The 19221-nt window shown below is 62.5% G+C and carries 13 protein-coding genes; 9 read left to right on the top strand and 4 right to left on the bottom strand.

Annotated elements, in window-relative coordinates; all coding sequences use genetic code 11:
* Positions 1–7: 7 nt before the first annotated feature.
* Positions 8–1939, bottom strand: a complete 1932-nt coding sequence (gene hflK / locus ACA046_RS32570) for a protease modulator HflK (protein WP_497675643.1) — start codon at positions 1937–1939, stop codon at positions 8–10.
* A gap of 184 nt (positions 1940–2123) precedes the next feature.
* Here hflK and ACA046_RS32575 point away from each other — a divergent pair, with 184 nt between their 5' ends.
* From ACA046_RS32575 to ACA046_RS32600, 6 genes are read left to right on the top strand one after another with little or no spacing between them, the layout of a single operon-like run.
* Entirely contained in the window at positions 2124–2744 is a 621-nt protein-coding gene (locus ACA046_RS32575) for a CDP-alcohol phosphatidyltransferase family protein (protein WP_497675644.1), read from the top strand.
* Between the two features lie 10 nt (positions 2745–2754).
* Positions 2755–4509, top strand: coding sequence for a bifunctional alpha/beta hydrolase/class I SAM-dependent methyltransferase (locus ACA046_RS32580; protein ID WP_497675645.1), 1755 nt, complete (start codon positions 2755–2757; stop codon positions 4507–4509).
* 3 nt (positions 4510–4512) lie between these two features.
* Entirely contained in the window at positions 4513–5811 is a 1299-nt protein-coding gene (locus ACA046_RS32585) for a phosphatase PAP2/dual specificity phosphatase family protein (protein ID WP_497675646.1), read from the top strand.
* A complete protein-coding gene (locus tag ACA046_RS32590; protein WP_076013248.1) occupies positions 5801–6244 on the top strand; it encodes a hypothetical protein in 444 nt (147 codons plus the stop codon). Before ACA046_RS32585 ends, ACA046_RS32590 begins: the two co-directional genes overlap by 11 nt.
* Positions 6245–6253: 9 nt before the next feature.
* Complete coding sequence (locus ACA046_RS32595; RefSeq protein ID WP_076013249.1) at positions 6254–6874, top strand: lysophospholipid acyltransferase family protein; 621 nt, start codon at positions 6254–6256, stop codon at positions 6872–6874.
* A 1-nt stretch (position 6875) separates the two neighbouring features.
* Positions 6876–7808: a phosphatidate cytidylyltransferase gene (locus ACA046_RS32600; protein WP_275964061.1), complete on the top strand. Its 933-nt coding sequence runs from the start codon at positions 6876–6878 to the stop codon at positions 7806–7808.
* Between the two features lie 142 nt (positions 7809–7950).
* Here the strand turns inward: ACA046_RS32600 and ACA046_RS32605 are convergent, their stop codons facing one another.
* The gene (locus ACA046_RS32605) at positions 7951–8424 is read right to left on the bottom strand and encodes an Lrp/AsnC family transcriptional regulator (protein ID WP_497677156.1); all 474 of its coding nucleotides are present in this window, start codon (positions 8422–8424) and stop codon (positions 7951–7953) included.
* Positions 8425–8569: 145 nt separating this feature from the next.
* On the opposite strand from ACA046_RS32605, the gene ACA046_RS32610 reads away from it, so the two are divergent.
* The 3 genes from ACA046_RS32610 (at position 8570) to pbpC (ending at position 17401) form a co-directional block, all read left to right on the top strand.
* Positions 8570–9199, top strand: a complete 630-nt coding sequence (locus tag ACA046_RS32610; RefSeq protein WP_497675647.1) for a LysE family translocator — start codon at positions 8570–8572, stop codon at positions 9197–9199.
* An 80-nt stretch (positions 9200–9279) separates the two neighbouring features.
* Positions 9280–15123: an alpha-2-macroglobulin gene (locus tag ACA046_RS32615; protein WP_497675648.1), complete on the top strand. Its 5844-nt coding sequence runs from the start codon at positions 9280–9282 to the stop codon at positions 15121–15123.
* On the top strand, positions 15104–17401 hold the full coding sequence (gene pbpC, locus ACA046_RS32620) for a penicillin-binding protein 1C (RefSeq protein ID WP_497675649.1): 2298 nt from the start codon (positions 15104–15106) through the stop codon (positions 17399–17401). The genes ACA046_RS32615 and pbpC overlap by 20 nt, the downstream gene beginning before the upstream one ends.
* On the opposite strand, the gene ACA046_RS32625 is transcribed toward pbpC, so the two are convergent.
* Together ACA046_RS32625 and ACA046_RS32630 are read right to left on the bottom strand one after the other, a co-directional pair.
* Positions 17402–18568, bottom strand: a complete 1167-nt coding sequence (locus tag ACA046_RS32625; protein WP_459024889.1) for a hypothetical protein — start codon at positions 18566–18568, stop codon at positions 17402–17404. It abuts the gene before it with no gap.
* Positions 18565–19146, bottom strand: coding sequence for a LemA family protein (locus tag ACA046_RS32630; protein WP_497675650.1), 582 nt, complete (start codon positions 19144–19146; stop codon positions 18565–18567). Before ACA046_RS32630 ends, ACA046_RS32625 begins: the two co-directional genes overlap by 4 nt.
* Between the last annotated feature and the right edge of the window lie 75 nt (positions 19147–19221).

Here is a 19221-nt window from a genome sequence, read left to right on the forward strand (position 1 = left end):
GAACTCCTTATTGAACGGCTTTACGCGGCACCGTGGGGTCGGCCGGTAAGGTAAAGGAACGCAGATCGATGGTCGGTGCGCCACTGGCGCCCAGGCGATGATCAAGAATGAGTAATTTGGCGTGGGCCAGGCCCTGGCTCAGTTGGCTCAGGTACTGCTCCAGCACGAAGGCCTGACCCGCTTGCCGATAGGTCTTTTGTTCGGCGCTGAAACGCAGGTCCGCCGCCTGGGCGCCAGCACTGACTTCATGGGCCGTAGCCTGGGCCTGGTCGCGGGCGGTACTGGCTTGCAGCAATGCCCGGTTGGTCTGCTCGCTGGCAGCGCCGCGCTCCCGTGAAATCAGCGCCTGGGCGCCAATCTGCGCGGCTTGCACCGCGTGATAGGCGTTAGCCGCACCGGACGGCGGGTGAATGGCTTCCACCACGGTGGCGAGAATTTCCACGCCGCTGTCGAGTGTCTTCAGGTCCGCTTGCACTGCCTTGCCAATTTCATCAGCGAGGCTGTTACGTTCTTCACCCAGCAATTCGTCGAGGGTTCGCGAGGCAAATTCGTGCACCAGGATGCGGCTGGCGGTGCTGCGGATCAGCGTGGGCACATCGGCACTGTTATAGGTGGCGGCGAGTGCGGCCTGGTCGGTCAGGCCGATGCGGTACACGAAGCGCACATCCATATTGACGATCTGGAAGCTCTGCTTGTCGCCGCTGCTGCTGGCGATGACCTGGGATTTGTCATTCACATGGCTCGCATCCCACAGGCGGTTGGCGATCAACGGTGCCGGGCCTTCGGCGGGGGCTACGTCGGGCGTAGCTGCTTCGCCAACGCTGGTGGCCAACTCATGGACCACGCCGTTTTCCACGTTCAGCACGCGGCCCAGCGGCCAGGGTAAACCGGCATGCAGGCCAGGCCCGAAGACTTCCACCGGCTTGCCAAAGCGTTCATAAATCCCACGACTTTGCAGGGCGACCTCATGCACACCGGTCAGCAACCAACCTACAGCCAGCACCACCACCAGCACCGGCAGGAACGCCCGGCGCATGTAGGTAAAGGCCCAGATCTGCCGCAGGTCGATGCCGAAACGGTTGTGCAATTCGTGCTGCAAGGCGAGCAACGGTTGCGGCGGCCAGCGCAGCATCCCGGCGATAAAACTTTGCGCCATCAGGCGCGGTTCAAGGCGCTCCTGGCGCGGGCTGAACAGCGACAGCAAGCCTCTTAACAGAAACTCCAGCGCCACCAGAATCGGCAACAAGCCAATCAACACGGCCAGGCGCAACGGCCACACGGATTCTTCACCGGCAAACAGCAGACAAATCGCACTGATCACCAGACAGATAATCGCCACTCGGCTCAATTGCGCGAGTTGCGCGGCTTCCGGCCATTGGGCGGTGCTTTCCTGGGCCATGCGCCGTTCAAACACCAGCAAGCCGAACGCCAGTGCCAAGGCAATGGCCGCGCCGACACTGGCAGCCTGGCCCACCGCCGCAGCGGGCAAGGTCAGGCTCCAGAACTCCAGGACGCTGAACAACGCCAGCAAGGACCAGCCGCACAGCCAGAACACCGGTGCGCCAATCTGCACCCGCAAGCCATTACCGACGCGACCGAACTGGCGGTTAAGCCAGCCAGGTTCTTCTTGTGGCAGTGACTGTTCCATCAACCGTGCAGCCGGCTCCTCCAGCGCCATGGCCCGCCAATCCGCGACCCACCACGCCGATTGCAAACCGGCCACCAGCACCAGCAACGCCGAGGCGCAGTTGATCAGCACCACCGGCCAGATCGACAGCGGGGCGAACAGCGCCACAAACAGCGCCAGCATCCAGCCGCCGACCGCCAGCACCGTCAGGCCAATGCCGGCCTGCCTTAGACGGCGGGCATGAAACAACCCTTGCTGAAACCGCGGCAACCCTTCGATGGCCACGTCATCAGCGTCTAGATCCACTCGCATCCCCAAACGCCCACCCAGAAACAATTAGTTACTCTATAACGCAAAGCGTGAAATTTTTGTTTGGTTTCACACAGATAGTGACGAAAGCCCCAGAAACAGGAGCCATCACTGGTTTCAGCCGTGATAAATCGGCACACTCCCCAGAGTTTTTCGCGGGCTTACGGACAAGGAAGCGTCACTCCCCATGATTTCGATCTATCAGCTTAAACCGCGTTTTCAGAACCTGCTGCGCCCGCTGGTGCAGCGCCTCTACGACAACGGCACCACCGCCAACCAGATCACCGTGCTGGCCGGGGTGGTTTCCCTGCTGGTGGGATTGCTGATTGCCGGCTTCGCGCAACATGTGTGGCTGTTTGCGCTGATCCCGCTGTGGATGATCCTGCGCATGGCCCTCAATGCCATCGACGGCATGCTCGCCCGGGAATTCGGCCAGCAGTCGCGACTCGGCGCCTACCTCAATGAACTGTGTGACGTGATCGCCGACAGCGCGCTGATCCTGCCGTTTGCGCTGATCCCCGAGGTCAGCCTGGCGCCGGTGTTGCTGGTGACGCTGCTGGCGGTGTTCAGCGAATACGCCGGCGTGCTCGGGCCGATGGTCGGGGCCTCGCGGCGCTACGACGGGCCCATGGGCAAGAGCGATCGGGCATTTGTGCTCGGGGTGCTGGCCACCGGCGTGGCGGTGGGCTGGCTCGGTGCCGGTTGGGTCGATGCGGTGATGTGGCTGGTCGCGGCCTTGTTGGCCTACACCTTGGTCAACCGCGTGCGCCAAGGCCTAAAAGAACAACAAACCTCCCCTTCTGCATAAGGATTTTGCGATGCGTGAACAGCAAGAGCACACCTTCAGCACCCATGACGGGGTGGAGCTTTTCTACCGTCATTGGCCCGCCACCGCCCCTGCGGGCTTTGCACCCCGCAAGGCGATTTTGCTGTTCCATCGCGGCCACGAGCACTCCGGGCGCATCGCTCACCTGGTGGACGAGCTGAACCTGCCGGAGTTCGACTTCTTCGCCTGGGACGCCCGTGGCCACGGTCAATCCCCCGGCGCGCGCGGCGACAGCCCGAGCTTCGCCACCAGTGCGCGGGACGTGCAGACCTTCGTTGACCATATCGGCGGCGCCTACAGCATTGAGGAAGAAAACCTCGCGGTGATCGCCCAGAGTGTCGGCGCAGTGATCGCGGCCACTTGGGTGCACGACTACGCGCCGAAGATCCGCTCGTTGGTGCTCGCCTCGCCCGCGTTCAAGGTCAAGCTCTACGTGCCCTTCGCCCGGCCAGGCCTGGCGCTGATGCGCAAGTTTCGCGGCAATTTTTTCGTCAACAGTTACGTCAAGGCCAAGTTCCTGAGCCATGACCCGGAGCGCGTGGCGTCCTACGACAGCGATCCGCTGATCACCAAAGCCATTTCCGTAAATGTGCTGCTGGGCCTGTACGAAGCGGCCGACCGGGTTGTAGCCGATGCCCAGGCGATTCAGGTGCCGACCCAACTGCTGATCTCCGGCTCGGACTTTGTGGTGCACCGCAAACCCCAGCAGCAGTTTTTCGACCGCCTGGGCAGCCTGAAAAAAGAACTGCACATCCTCCCCGGCTTCTTCCACGACACCCTCGGTGAACGTGACCGCGCCGTGGCCTTGAGCAGCGCCCGGCGCTTTATCCTGCAGAACTTCGAACACCCGCTGGACCGCGCCTCCTTGCTGGATGCCGACAAGATCGGCCTGACCTGCGCCGAATCCGAATCCCTGGCCGCGCCGCTGCCACGCAACTCCCTGCGCGACCTCTACTGGCGCATGACCCGCGCCAGTATGGGCCTGGGCAGCAAACTGTCGGATGGCGTGAAGCTCGGTTTCGACACCGGCTTCGACTCCGGCAGCACCCTGGACTACGTGTACCGCAACAAACCCACCGGCAAAGGCGGGCTGGGGCGGATGATCGACACCAATTACCTCAACTCCATCGGCTGGCGCGGTATTCGTCAGCGCAAGTTGAACGTGGAAGAGCTGCTGCGCCTGGCGATGGCCAAACTGCGGGACGAGCAGCGCGAAGTGCGCATCGTCGACATCGCTGCCGGGCATGGTCGGTACATTCTGGAAGCCTTGCAGGGCGTTTCGCCGTTGCCGGAATCGATCCTGCTTCGGGACTACAGCGATATCAACGTGCGCGACGGTGGCGCGCTGATTCGTGAAAAAGGCCTGGGAGACATCGCCCAGTTCGTCAAAGGCGATGCGTTTGACCGGGCGGACCTGGCAGCGCTGGAGCCCAAGCCGACACTGGCGGTGGTCTCCGGCTTGTACGAATTGTTCGCGGATAACGCGATGGTCGGTGGCTCGCTCGCCGGTTTGGCCGAAGCCGTCGAGCCCGGTGGCTATTTGGTGTACACCGGCCAACCGTGGCACCCGCAACTGGAACTGATCGCCCGCGCCCTCACCAGCCACCGTCAGGGCCAAGCCTGGGTAATGCGCCGGCGCAGCCAGGCGGAAATGGATCAACTGGTGGAAGCCGCCGGTTTCCGCAAGATCACCCAGCGCGTGGATGAATGGGGGATTTTCAGCGTGTCCCTGGCACAGCGAGTCTGACCCATGCGTGAACCGGGCCTGTTAAAACCAGCGGTGCTGTGGCTGCTGCTGTTGGCGCCGCTGTTTTTCAGCACCTACGGCTTTGCCACGTGGGTCACCAGCCAGCGCAGCGACGTGGGCACGATGGTGTTCGGCTGGGAAACCCATATTCCGTTCTGGGCCTGGACCATCGTGCCCTACTGGTCGATCGACCTGCTCTACGGTTTTTCCCTGCTGCTGCCCAGCACCCGCCATGAGTTGAAGCAACACGCCTTGCGCCTGCTGACGGCGCAAGTGATCGCCGTCACCTGCTTCCTGATCTGGCCACTGCGCTTCACCTTCGAAAGGCCGGAACTGGACGGCGTGTTCGGCTGGCTGTTTGCGGTACTCGCCGGGTTCGACAAGCCGTTCAACCAGGCACCATCGCTGCACATCGCCCTGCTGGTGGTGCTGTGGATAATGTACCAGCGGCATAGCCAGGGCCTTTGGCGCTGGGTGGTGCATGGCTGGTTTGCATTGATCGGCCTTTCGGTACTGACCACTTATCAACATCACTTTATCGACTTACCCACAGGCGCCCTCGCCGGCTGGCTGTGCGTGTGGCTATGGCCACTGGAACATCCGAGCCCGCTGCTGAATGCGCAACTAACCAGAGATCGGCAGCGTTGGCGGCTGGGGTTGCGCTATGGCTTCGGGGCTTTGGTGTGTTTGATCCTCGCGTTTACACTCAGTGGCGGCTGGTTGTGGCTGCTTTGGCCAGCGGTTTCCCTCGGGTTGCTTAAGGCGAATTACCTGGTGTTGGGTGCTTCGGGCTTTCAGAAGCGCACTGATGGACGACTCAGCCCGGCGGTGCGCTGGTTGTTGGCGCCTTATCTCATAGCCGCCTGGATCAATTCCCGCCTGTGGACACGTAAACATCCACAGCCCGATCAGGTTGTGGATAACGTTTGGCTCGGGCGTATTCCCACCGGCGGCGAACTGGGGTCATTTAAGGCCGTGGTCGATCTTTGCGCAGAGTTACCGATTATTCCACAGGGCCGCGCCTATTACAGCCTGCCAGTGCTCGACCTGACAGCGCCCACTGCTGCGCAATGCCTGGAAGCCGCTCAAGCTATTGAACGGTTGCGCCCAGCCGGCCCGTTGCTGGTGTGCTGCGCCCTCGGTTACTCGCGCAGTGCCACCGCCGTGGCCGCATGGCTGCTAAACAGCGGGCGCGCAGGCAATGTCGATGAGGCAGTGGCTATTATTCGTACAGCACGCCCACGTGTGGTCCTGCATCCCGCTCACCGTGAAGCCCTGGAGGGTTTAGCCCATGCCCGTTGATATGGAATTACAGGTCGTCGCCAGCCTGCTGCGCCGTGGTCGTTCCCTGGATCAGTTATCCACAGGCCTGACCTTGCTCGGCGTACTGTTCGGCCTGGCGCAACTGCTGATGGCCAGCATCACGCCGATCTGCCTGGTCCTCAGCCTGTGGATGATTGTGCTCGGGCTGCTGCAAAAATACTGGGCGCTGCGGGTGGCCTTCGACGCCGACCTGTTCGCCCTGCTGGCCCGCGATACCGAGCGCACGCCCGATTTCGACCAGGCGATGCAAACCCTCGGCCTGCAATCTGCCAAACGCGCGGGTCGGCCGTGGACCGAACGCCGTCGCGGCGCCTTGAAACTGTTGCGCAAGCAAGCCTACCTGCTGGCGGCGCAAGTGCTGCTGACCGTGGCCGTCATTCTGGCCAGCCCTTGGCTGCCCTTCGCCGGATAAGGAATCCTCATGTTCGAACCTGTGGTCGCCACTCTGATTACCTCCATGGCCCGTACCGTCACCGGCGCCCGCAGCCTGTGGCTTGGCTGCGCGCCCGTGCCGGTGCAACGCATCTACTACGCCAACCACAGCAGCCACGGCGATTTCGTGCTGCTGTGGGCATCGTTGCCGCAGAACCTGCGTAAATTCACGCGCCCGGTGGCCGGCAGCGACTACTGGAACCAAAGCGCACTGCGCCGTTACATCATCAACCGGGTGTTCAACGGCGTACTGATCGACCGCGAGCGCAAGGACCCTGTGGATAACCCCCTGCAACCGATGCTCCAGGCCCTGGAAAACGGCGACTCGTTGATCATCTTCCCCGAGGGCACGCGCAACCTGGAAGACGGATTGTTGCCGTTTAAAAGCGGTCTGTATCACTTGGCCAAGAGTTATCCACAAGCCGAGTTGATCCCGGTGTGGATCGCCAACCTCAACCGGGTCATGCCCAAGGGCCGCGTACTGCCGCTGCCATTGCTGTGCACCACCAGCTTCGGCGCACCGCTGCAACTGGAGGACGGCGAAGACAAGGCGCTGTTCCTCGCCCGCACCCGCGACGCCTTGCTCGCCCTCGCCCCGGAGCATTCCTGACATGGATAGCCAAACCCTGATGTTGTTCGGCGGGATCGGCGCGATCCTGGTGCTCGCCTCGCTGATCGGCCTGATCCTCAAACTGCGCACCCGTGGCACACCTAACGCGGTGATCGATAACCTCAACGCCCGCATCAACGCCTGGTGGGTGATGGTGGTGGTGATCGGCATGGCCTTCTGGCTCGGCACCGGCGCGGTGATCCTGCTGTTCTACGCCGTGTCGTTCTATGCGCTGCGGGAATTCCTCACGCTGACGCCGACCCGTCGCAGCGATTACCCGGCGCTGGTGGCGGCCTTCTACCTGGCGCTGCCGCTGCAATACCTGCTGATCTACTTCGACTGGTACGGGCTGTTCTCGATCTTCATCCCGGTGTACGTGTTCCTGCTGCTGCCGATCCTTGCGTCACTGGGCGGCGACAGCACGCACTTCCTGGAACGGGCGTCGAAGGTGCAATGGGGGCTGATGATCGCGGTGTTCTGCGTGTCCTTCGTGCCGGCGCTGCTGACCCTGGATATCGTCGGCTACGAAGGCCGCAACCTGCTGCTGATCGCCTACCTGGTGATCGTGGTGCAACTGTCGGACGTCTTGCAGTACGTGTGCGGCAAGCTGTTCGGCAAACACAAGATCGCGCCCAACTTGTCGCCGTCGAAGACGGTGGAAGGGTTTGTCGGCGGGATTCTGTTGTCATCCCTGATCGGCGCGGCGCTGTGGTGGACCACGCCGTTCAATCCCTGGCAGTCGTTCCTGATTGCGCTGCTGATCAACCTGCTGGGGTTTGCCGGCGGGATCGTGATGTCGGCGATCAAGCGCGACCGCGGCGTGAAGGATTGGGGGCACATGATCGAAGGGCACGGCGGGATGCTGGATCGGCTGGATTCGGTGTGTTTTGCGGCGCCGATCTTCTTTCATCTCGTACGCTACTGGTGGACCTGAAACCTCACTCAATTACCTTCCCCCCCGTAGCAGCTGTCGAGCCTTAGCGAGGCTGCGTCGGCCGCACCACCGACCTCAGACCGAGTCGCGCCCTACGCAGCCTCGCTAAAGCTCGACAGCTGCTACGAAGGGAGGGGAGTTTTCAGGTGGGGAGGTGACTCAGCGGCAATGCCCCGGGCGTCTTCACCGTTTGAATCGCAAAGTTGCTGCGGATATCACTCACCCCCGGCAACTTCAACAAACTCCCGGTCAGGAACCGCTCATACCCGCGCAAATCCGGCACCACTACTTGCAGCAGGAAATCCGATTCGCCGGACACCAGAAACGCCGAAATCACCTGGGGCAATGCCGTCACCGCCAATCGAAACGCCTCTGCCTGTTCGTCGTTATGCCGCTCCACTTTGACCCCGACAAACACCGTCAGCCCCAACCCGACTTCATCCCGATCAAGACTTGCCTGGTAACCCCGAATCACCCCCGCCTCCTCCAGCAGCCGCACCCGGCGCAAACAGGGCGAGGCCGACAAGCCAATCTCATCCGCCAGTTGCACGTTGCTCAAGCGGCCGTCCCGTTGCAGGGCCTCAAGAATCTTGCGGTCAAACGCATCCAGTTTCAGGTTTGGCATAAGTGAGGTATTTCGCCCGGTAAAAGTGGCAGATTGTGCCAAGACTAGACGCCTTTCCGGTTCACTACGCAAGCACCTGCCCCGGCCTTCACCTCTAAAATTGCCCTACGAATCACGTACCGCAAGGGGCAGGCACATGGCAGAACTCTGGTTGTTTTTAGTCGCGCTGGCGGTGGTGTACCTGTTGCCCGGCCCGGACATGATCCTGCTGCTGCAAACCGGCGCCCGCCAGGGCAAGGCGATGGCGCTGGCAACCGCAGCAGGTTTGGGGCTGGCGCGGGCCTGCCACGTGGCACTGGCCGGGATGGGCCTGGCGACGTTGTTCAAGGTCGCGCCCTGGACCTTCGATGTGGTGCGCCTGGGCGGTGCGGCGTATCTGCTGTGGATCGGCGTGCAATGTCTGCGCTCCAACCTGCTGCCCAACCTGAATACCGAGGACGGCCGGGCACCGGCACATGCCTGGCGCGAAGCCTTTCAACGCGGCCTGTTGACCAACCTGCTCAACCCCAAGGCGCTGCTGTTCTGCTCCGTATTGCTGCCGCAGTTCATTGATCCACACGGCGCTTCGGTGACGGCGCAGTTCGCAACGTTGGGCGCAATGCTGGTGGCCGTCGGCCTGGCATTCGACAGTTGCTATGGATTGGCCGGCGCCAGAATCGGCCGCTGGCTGCAACGCAGCCCGTCCGCCCAACGCCTGCAACAGTGGCTGTTTGGCAGTCTTTTGATCGGTTTTGCGATACGCCTCACCTTCGTACAGCAAGCCTGAGCAAAACGACGTGTTTTGCCGTCATCTTTTGTATTAAAGAGACGTGTAAGATACGCGACACATTGCCAGGGATGCTCACCATGTTTGATTCGTTAAAAGCGACCAGCCGCCGTTTTTTCGGGGCCTTGATCTCAGTGGTGAGTGTTGTGTTCCGCGCCGTGCGATGGCTGGCGCGTAGCCTGTTCGGCCAGTGGCAACCGCCGCGTTGGCTGCAAGCCACCGGCAACGGCCTGGTCAACGTCGGCCATAAGGCCCGGGCGTATCCGCGCCAGGCCGCAGGTGGCGTGCTGGCCCTGGTGTTGCTGGTGGCCGCAGGCGTCTATGGCTGGCACTGGTATTCCCACCTGCCGCAACCCCATACCGTGGGCTATTCGCTGCACAAACCCAACCTGACGGATTACACACAGCCGCAGCCGGTTGTGGATAACTTGCAGGTGCGCTTCGCCGAATCCGTGGCACCCCTGGCCGCCATTGGCAAGCCGGTCACCGAAGGCATCACGCTCAAGCCGACCATTGCGGGTACCTGGCGCTGGTCGGACGACCGCAGCCTGGTATTCACCCCGGAAAAAGACTGGCCCGTCGATGCTCATTACTCCATCGACCTGGCCAAGAAGAACCTGTTGGCCGACGGCGTCCTGCTCAGCCAGTACACCAGCCAATTCTCCACCCAGCCGTTCCGCGCGACGTTGACGCAAAACGAGCTGTACCAAGACCCGAGCAACCCGACGCAGAAACAGCTGGTAGCGACCTTCCACTTTTCCCACCCGGTAGATGAAGACAGCGTACGCAAGCGCGCCTCGGTAACCCTCGGCAAAGGCCTGGCCTACCGCGACGCGCAACTGCCCAACCGTCCGGAAGTCACCTTCGACGAGCACAAGCTCAACGCTTTTGTACGCTCCGCCGCCCTGGCCACTCCGCTGGAAAGCACCCCGGTCAGCGCCAAGCTCGATGAAGGCCTCAAGGCCCGTGACGGCGGCAACGCCAGCACTGCACCGTTGGTGGCCGAAGTCACCGTGCCCGGCCGCTATCGCCTGACCTTCACCGGCGCCGAAGTCAGCTTTGTCGACAACGAGCGCGGCGAGCCCGAGCCGGTGTTGATGTTCAGCAGCTCCAGCGCCGTGGCCGACGAGACCATCGCCAACAAGGTGCAGGCCTGGATGCTACCGGAAAAAGCCGAGGACGATACCCGCCCCTGGAACCTGCAAGACATCGACGACAAGCTGCTGGCCAGCAGCACCAAGGTCAAGCTGACCCACGTGCCGAGCGTCGAACCGCTGAATACCCTGCACGCCTTCAAGTTCAAGGCCCCGCCGGGCCGCGCCCTGTATGTGCGGGTACCGGCCAACCTGGAAGCCATCGGCGGCTACCTGGCGAAAAATCCGACAGCCTCCCTCGTGAGCATGCCGGCTTATCCGCGCACGCTGCAGTTCTTGTCCGACGGCGCCTTGCTTAGCCTCACTGGCGAAAAACGCCTGGGCTTCATGGCCCGTGGCGTTCCCGGCGCCCATGTGGAAATCGCCCGCCTGCTGCCCAACCAGTTGCAACACCTGGTGGACCAGAGCAGCGGCAGCTTTGCCCGACCGAATTTTGCCAATGATTACTTCGACCGGATGGTGGAACGTCAGAGCCTGGACATTCCGCTGTCGGCTGCCGACCCGTCGAAAACCGTCTACGACAACGTCGACCTGAGCAGCTACCTGACAGCCAACGGCGGCCGCCGAGGCATTTTCGTGCTCAAGCTGAGCCCGCAGGACGACCCGGCTGATCGCACCTTCGACTACTCGCGCAACACCACCAGCGACTTGCGTTTCATCGTGGTCACCGACTTGGGCATCATCGCCAAGCGCTCCAGCGACGGCAGCCATGATGTATATGTGCAGTCCATCGGCAATGGCTCGCCGGTGTCCGACGCCCAGGTCGATATCATCGGCCGCAACGGCTTGCCGGTCGCCAGCGGCCATACCGACGCCGAAGGCCACGCGCACTTTGCCAAGCTGGATGAACTGCGCCGTGAGAAAACGCCATTGATGTATGTGGTCAGTCGCGGCAACGACCAATCGTTCCTGCCGATTGCCCGTCAGTCCCAGCAGCTGGATTTGTCGCGCTTTGATGTAGGTGGCCTGGAAGAAGACGGTGCGATCAATCGTCTCAGCGCCTACCTGTTTACCGACCGCGGCCTGTACCGGCCCGGCGAGACCGCGCACCTGGGCATGATCGTGCGCAGCGGCGACTGGAAAGGCGCCCTGCAAGGCCTGCCGGTTGAGCTGCAGATCACCGACCCACGTGGCCTGGAGGTGATTCGCCAGCCATTGAAACTGTCGGCCAGCGGTTTTGAAACCTTCGATTTCCCCAGCAGCGAAGTGGCGCCTTCCGGCGATTACACGGCGACCCTGCAACTGATCGGCGAGAAGCAGCGCCGCACTGACCTGGGCAGCGTCAGCTTCAAGGTTCGCGATTTTGAACCGGACCGGATGAAAGTCAGCCTGAGCCTGCACGACACCCCGGTGCTGGGCTGGATCCCGCCAGACCAGGTGGTGGCCAAGGTCACCGCGATGCACTTGTTCGGCGCTCCGGCGGCGGGCCGTCGCGTCACGGCAAAAATGTCCCTGAGCCCAACGCTCGCGGCGTTTGATCGCTACCCGGATTACCGCTTCCGCCTGAATGACTCGCTGGAAGAAGCCAGCTCCGAAGACCTGGCCGAAACCACCGTCGACGACAATGGCCAAGCGGTGCTGGACCTAAACCTGCAACGCTTCGCCAACAGCACCTACCGCCTGCAAGTGATGACCCAGGTGTACGAAGCCGAAGGCGGTCGCAACGTCGCCGCACAAAGCGCGTTGCTGGTGTCGGCAGCGCCGTACCTGGTGGGTGTGAAGAGCCAGGACTCGCTGTCCTTCGTAGCCAAGGATGCGCCGCGCCAGGTGCAATGGCTGGCCGTGGCGCCAGACCTCACGCCCGTCGCCGTGGACGGCCTGACCAGTGAAGTGGTCGAACACCGCTACGTCTCGGTGCTGGTGAAGCAATCCAACGGCACCTACAAATACGAGTCGCGCATCAAGAACATCAGCCAGCCGGCCTCGCCGGTGGTGATGACCAAGGACGGCGCCAAGCAAACCCTGAACACCGGTACCCCGGGCGATTTCACCCTGCAACTCAAGGACGCCAACGGCAACCTGCTGAACCAGATCGACTACAGCGTCGCCGGCCGGGGCAACACCTCGCGCTCCCTGGAACGCAACGCCGAACTGCAACTGCGCCTGGATAAACGCAGCTACGCCACCGGTGATGAGATCGCCATCAGCATTCGCGCGCCGTACACCGGTGCCGGGTTGATCACTATCGAGCGGGACAAGGTCTATACCCAGCAGTGGTTCAAGGCCGACAGCACCAACAGCGTGCAACATATCCGCGTTCCTGCGGGGCTTGAGGGCAATGCCTACGTCAACGTGCAGTTCGTACGGGACATCGGCTCGTCCGAGGTCTACATGAGCCCACTGTCCTACGGCGTGGTGCCGTTCAGCATCAACCTGGATGCGCGGCGCATGGCGCTGAAAGTCGAAGGCCCGGCGAAGATCGAGCCGGGGCAGACCCTGGACATCAAGGTCAACGCCGACCGCCCTGGCCGCGCAGTGGTCTACGCGGTGGACGAAGGCATCCTGCAAGTGGCGCGCTACCAGACGCCAGACCCGCTGGGCTTCTTCTTCCAGAAGCGTGCGCTGGAGGTCGGTACCAGTCAGATTCTTGACCTGATCCTGCCGGAATTCAGCCGCCTGCTCAGTGGGGCAGCGCCTGGTGGTGACACCGAAGGCGCCCTGGCCAACCACCTCAACCCGTTCAAGCGTAAACATCAGCCGCCTGTGGCCTGGTGGTCTGGCTTGGTGGACTTGCCGGCCGGTGAAACCGTGCTGCACTACCAGGTTCCGGACAGCTTCAACGGCAAGCTGCATCTGTTTGCAGTCGCGGTGGACAGCGACAGCGTGGGCGTCAGCGAGGCCAACACCGAAGTGCGCGGGCCGCTGGTGATCACGCCGAACGTGCCGGCTTTTGTCGCGCCGGGTGATGTGTTCAGCGTCAGCGCCGGGGTGTTCAGCAACCTCGACGCCGCGGCGGACGTGAAGTTTGAAGTGCAGACCAGCAATGGCCTCCAGGTGCAAGGCGACAAGGGCAGCACCCTGGCGCTGCAACCGCGCAAGGAAGGCGTTGCCGAGTTCAAGATCAAGGTGGGTGAAAACCTCGGCTCGGCAGACTTGCGCTTCGTCGCGGTGCTGCCGGACGGCAAGCGGATCCAGGTGGCGGAAACCACGTCGATCCGGCCATTGAGCGAACATCGGGTGGCCCTGAGCCTGGGCCGTTTCGACAGCGCCAGCAAAGAGCTGAAACCGACCCGCGATCTGTTCGGGCAGTTGCGCGATGTGCAATTGGGCGTCGCCGCTTCGCCGCTGGTCTGGGCCAACGGCCTCAAGAATTACCTGGATGACTACGGCTACGCCTGCACCGAGCAATTGGTGTCCAAGGCCATGCCGGCGTTGATCTGGGGCGGTAACGCGCCGGAGGCCGAGCAGGCCTTCAGCGGCGCGGTGCGCATGCTGCGTCAGCGGCAGAACCAGGCCGGTGGTTTCGGCTTGTGGGCGGCCAACCCGGACGTGGCGCCGTACGCCAGCCTGTACGCCACCGACTTCCTGATCGAAGCCAGGGAGCGCGGGCTGCCGGTACCGGAAGACCTGTTGCAACGCTCCAACGCGTACCTCACCGACCTGGCCAACGGCCCGAGCGAAGGTCTGTCGGAATTGCGCAACCGCGCCTATGCCAGTTACCTCCTGAGCCGTCAGGGGATTCTGGTGAGCGGCGCCTTGAGCGATATCCGCGAACGCTACGAGAGCTACTTCAAGGACACCTGGCAGAACGACATTGGCGCCGCGTACCTCGCCGCCAGCTACAAGTTGCTCAAGCAGGATCGTCAGGCCGAGACGCTGTTCCGCAAGGTGCCGTGGCTTTCCCTGTCGGATAAATGGAACAGCGACGGCCTGTATTACGACCCGCTGGTGCACGACGCCGAGCACCTGCATTTGCTCGCGCGGCACTTCCCGGAAATGCTCGACGATGTGCCGGCAAGCCTGCTGGATAAACTCGGCAAGCGCCTCAACGAGCAACGCTACAACTCGCTGTCGGCGGCACTGTTGCTGCGGGCCCTGGACAACTATGGCCAGCGCGCGCAAAGCGACATGACCCTCAAGGCCACCGCGTGGCTCAGCGATAAGCAGCAACAGCTGTTGCAGATGGCCGGCCAGCCGCCACGTGCAGCAGTGCCTGCCGGTACGCAAAAACTACAGATGGAAAAATCCGACGGCCCGGCGGCGTTCTACATGCTGAGCGAAGCCGGCTATGACAAGGGCGCCAACCTCAAGCCAATCAACAGCGGCCTGGAAATCATCCACGAATACCTCGACCTCAAAGGCAACCCAGTCAGCAAGGTCGCGGTAGGTGATGAGTTCCTGGTGCGCCTGCGCTTGCGGGCCACTGACCGTGATCAGGTGCAACAAGTGGCCGTGGTCGACTTGCTGCCGGGTGGTGTCGAGCCTGTGTATAACTTGCCGCCGGAGCCGGAAGCGGCCAGCAGCGAGGAAAGCGAAGGCGACGATTCGGAGTACGTTGAAACCAGCGAAGACACCGAGGAAGCCGACGCCTGGCAGGCTCCGATCGGCGAGACCGACTTGAGCAACTGGCAACCGGACTACGTCGATGTGCGTGATGACCGAGTGGTGTTGTACGGCACCGCGCTGCGGGATGTAGGCACCTTCGTGTACCGCGTGCGCGCCACCAACGCCGGTACCTTCAATACGCCACCGGCCTACGCCGAGGGCATGTACGAAACCACCCTGCAAGGACGCGGCAAAGTAGGCCAGCTTGAAATTACCAAGCCTTAAAAGCCTGACGCCGCTGCTGGCAGCGGCGTTGATTCTGGCGGGGCTACGGTTGTGGCCCCACGCGCCGCTGGAACAGGCAGCCACCTCCTCACGGGTGGTGCTGGCCGATGACGGTTCGCTGCTGCGCATGACCCTGGCGGCTGACGGGCAATATCGCCTGTGGCTACCACTGGAACGGATTTCTCCGTCACTGGTGGAGGCGTTGCTGCTCAAGGAAGACCGCAATTTCTACTGGCACCCGGGGATCAATCCCCCGGCGTTGCTGCGGGCCGCCATGGCCACCTATAGCGGCGGCCAGCGCCAGGGCGGCTCGACCCTGAGCATGCAGTTGGCCAGGCGCCTGTGGGATCTCAATACCCGCCAGGTACCCGGCAAGCTGCAGCAAATGGCCTTGGCGTTGTGGCTGGAGGCGCGTTACAGCAAGCACGACATCCTCGAGGCCTACCTCAACCTGGCCCCCATGGGCGGCAATATCGAAGGTGCCGAGGCGGCCAGCCGGATTTATTTCGGCAAGTCAGCGGCGCAATTGTCCTTGTCTGAAGCGCTGGCGCTGGCCGTCATTCCCCAGCAACCCGGCCGCCGCGCGCGCTTCGGGCCATCGCTGCAAACCGCTCGGCAACGGCTGATGGCCGACTGGCGGGAAACGTATCCACAAGACCCGCGTAACGACAGCTTGCTGGACCTGCCGCTGGAAGCCCGCAACCGCCAGCAGATTCCGTTTCTGGCACCGCACCTGAGCGAACAGCTGCTGGCCTCGCAAACCGGCAACGAGTTAAACAGCACCCTCAACCTGCCGCTGCAACAATTGCTGGAACGCCTGATCACCGGCTTTATCGCCGAGCGCCGCAGCAGCGGTGTGGAAAACGCCACGGCGATCCTGATCGACAGTCGCGACCAGAGCGTAAAAGCCTTGGTGGGCTCGGCGGATTACTTATCCACAGGCATCCACGGCCAGGTCAACGGCGTGTTGTCGCGGCGCTCGCCCGGCTCTACGCTCAAGCCATTCCTGTATGGGCTGGCGCTGGACCAAGGGGTGATCCACCCCATGAGCATCCTCAAGGATATGCCGAGTAACTTCGGCTACTTCCAGCCGGAAAATTTCGACGGCAGTTTTGTCGGACCGGTGACAGCCCGCGATGCGCTTATCCGCAGCCGCAACATCCCGGCGGTCTGGCTGGCCAGCCAAACCCGCTCGCCGTCACTCTACGGATTGCTGCAACGGGCCGGGATCAAGGGCCTGCGGGGCGAAAGCCATTACGGCTTGGCGCTGGCCCTGGGCGGCGGCGAGATGACGCCCGAGGAGCTGGCGCGGCTGTACGTGATGCTCGCAGGTGATGGGCATTTGCGACCCTTGCGCTATTTGCAGGAGCAACCTCAAACCACCGGCGCCCAGCTACTCACACCGCAGGCCGCGTTTATGGTGCGCGACATGTTGCGGCGCAACCCGCGCCCGGACGGGCTGCCGGGACGCCATTGGCGCACGGCCTGGAAGACCGGCACCTCATGGGGCTTTCACGATGCGTGGAGCGCCGGCCTCGTAGGCCCGTATGTGCTAGTGGTGTGGGTCGGTAACTTCGACGGTCGTCCGAATCCGGAATTTATCGGCGCGAAAACCGCGGCACCGCTGTTCTTCCGCATCGCCGACGCCCTGCCCCTGGCCCTGCCCAACGTGGTGATCAAACCCGACAAGCCGCCCGCCGGGCTGATCCGCATCGACGTCTGCGCGGCCTCCGGCGAGTTGCCCAACCGCTGGTGCCCACGTACCCGCAAGACCTGGTACATCCCCGGCGTGTCACCGATTCGGGTGTCCAACCTGCACCGCCCGGTGCTGATCGACACCCGCACAGGCAAAGCCGCGTGCCCGCCGTTCGACCCGCAATATACCCGTGAAGAAGTCTTCGAATTCTGGCCCAGCGATGTGCAGCGGCTGTTCCGCGCCGCCGGCCTGCCCCGGCGCACGCCGCCCAATGTGCAGAAAAGTTGCCAACCCAATCGAATCGGCGACCAGAGCGAGGCGCCGCAGATTCGCTCGCCGCTGACTCAAGTCAGTTATCACCTGCGCCTGTCACAGCCCCAGGAAAGCATTCCGCTGAACGCCAACGCGGCCAGTGATGCACTGACGCTGTATTGGTTTGCCGACCAGACCCTGATCGGCCAGGGCCCGCCGCAAACCACGCTGAATTGGCGGCCGGGTAAGTCGGGGGACTATCGGTTGCGGGTCACTGATGACCAGGGCCGCAGCGCCAGCCGGGGACTGAAGGTGGAGTTTGTGCCCTGATCAGGGATCTTCGTCGCCTAAACCGGCGGTGCCGGCATTTTTTGCGAAATGCTTGTACGCCACCCCTAGCTTGCGTTGCTCAAAGACCGAAAACACCAGGGTGCCCAGCAGAATCATCATCCACACCAGGAACACCTTCATCGTGTCCACCTGGGCCACCACCAGCAGCAACGTCACCACGCCGCCAATCACCATGCCCAGGCCCATCCAGGCGCCCAGCACACGGCCTACCGCCAGGCGCATGCCCTTGGGCAGCAACAGCCGCAACGCGATCAACACCACAAGAATCGCCAGCAAGAAGCCAAATGCAGCCATGAAAGGAATCACGAAACCGTTGTCACGGTACAACCAGGCCAGAAAACGATAGGCAGGGTTCAGTTCCGCCATTTGCTGGTAAGTGGCGGGGCCCGGCAGGTGCAGTTGAGCAAAATGCTCCGGGGTCATGGCCATGATGCCAACACCGATCAAGCCCACCACCACCGCGTAGAAACCACCGGCGCGCCACAGCGGCGCCAGCACACGGCGGTTCTCCACATCCTTGATTTCGGCCAGGCCGAACACCGCATCACGTTGCCGGCCCTGGGCAATCACCGTCTTGCCCTCACGTTCGCAGGCGTCGCCAATCAGCATCACCTGCATATCCTGGGTGAGGAGCAGTTCGCCCTGGCGGCGGGAGTTGCTGATCCACTCATGGTCGCCAGGACGCTTCTTGCCGAACAAGTCGATGCCTTCGGCAATCACCGTCACTTCACAAGTGGCGTCTTGCAGGCGGAAGTCGTTGCAGCGAGCCTCGGCTGAGACCTCGCTCCAGCTCCAGTCGCCGTCCTTGTCTTGGGTGCCTTCCTCGATGATCCATACGTAACCCGCGCAAGGCTTTCCGTTGACCGGTGAGATCAGCGGTGTGTCGACGATCACCTTGCCGTTCACTTCCACCAGGCCCATGGCCAATGAGCGTATCTGGCTGGTGGCCAGGCGTTGTTCGGTGCGATAGAAGTTGGGGCCGAAGCTGGCCAGCAAACCGATCAAAATGCAGACGGGGAAAAACAGCGCAACCAGGATCGTCGGGGCGTAAACCATCAGGCCGATGAAGCCGGCGAGAAAGATCAGCGCCACTAGGGTTTTCCACGCCGGCTTTTTCGCGACAACACCCGCCTGAGTAGTTTTCATGCTCCCGGCACCTCAAGCTTCACGCCTTCGTAGCGGGTTTCTTCGGCACTGATGGCCAGCAGCGGGATGCGCTGGTAGCCGAGCATTTTTGCGAAGAACAGATCAGGGAAAATCGCGATGGCGATGTTGTAGAGGTTGACCGACTCATTGAAGAACTCGCGGCGGTCGGCGATACGTTCTTCCACCGCCGAGATCGCCTGCTGCAACTCCACCATGTTGGGGCCGGAGATCAGCGTCGGATAATTCTCGGCCACCGCAATCACCGACTTGAGTGCCGTATTGAGCTGGTTGGAGGCATCGACCTTATCGGAGAGGCTGCTGGCGTTAAGGTACGCGGTACGGGCGTCGCTGAGGCGGGTGAACAGCGCGTTCTCATGGTTCATGGCGGCTTGCACCACGCGCATCAGGTCGGGAATCTGGTCCGCCCGTTGCTTGAGCAACACGTCGATGTTGGCGAAGGCTTTATCCACATCGTTGCGGCGCATCACCAGGCCGTTGTAGACCCCCACCAGCCAGCCGACCAGGCCAACGACAATAATCAGCACGACGATACCGGCGATCAGCAGTTCGATGTTCATGGTGACGGCATTCCCTGGCTAGTTATCCACAGGGCGCATTCTAGGGGTAAAGCAGGGGAATACTCCCGGAATTAG

It is taken from the genome of Pseudomonas sp. LBUM1641, from assembly GCF_059716235.1.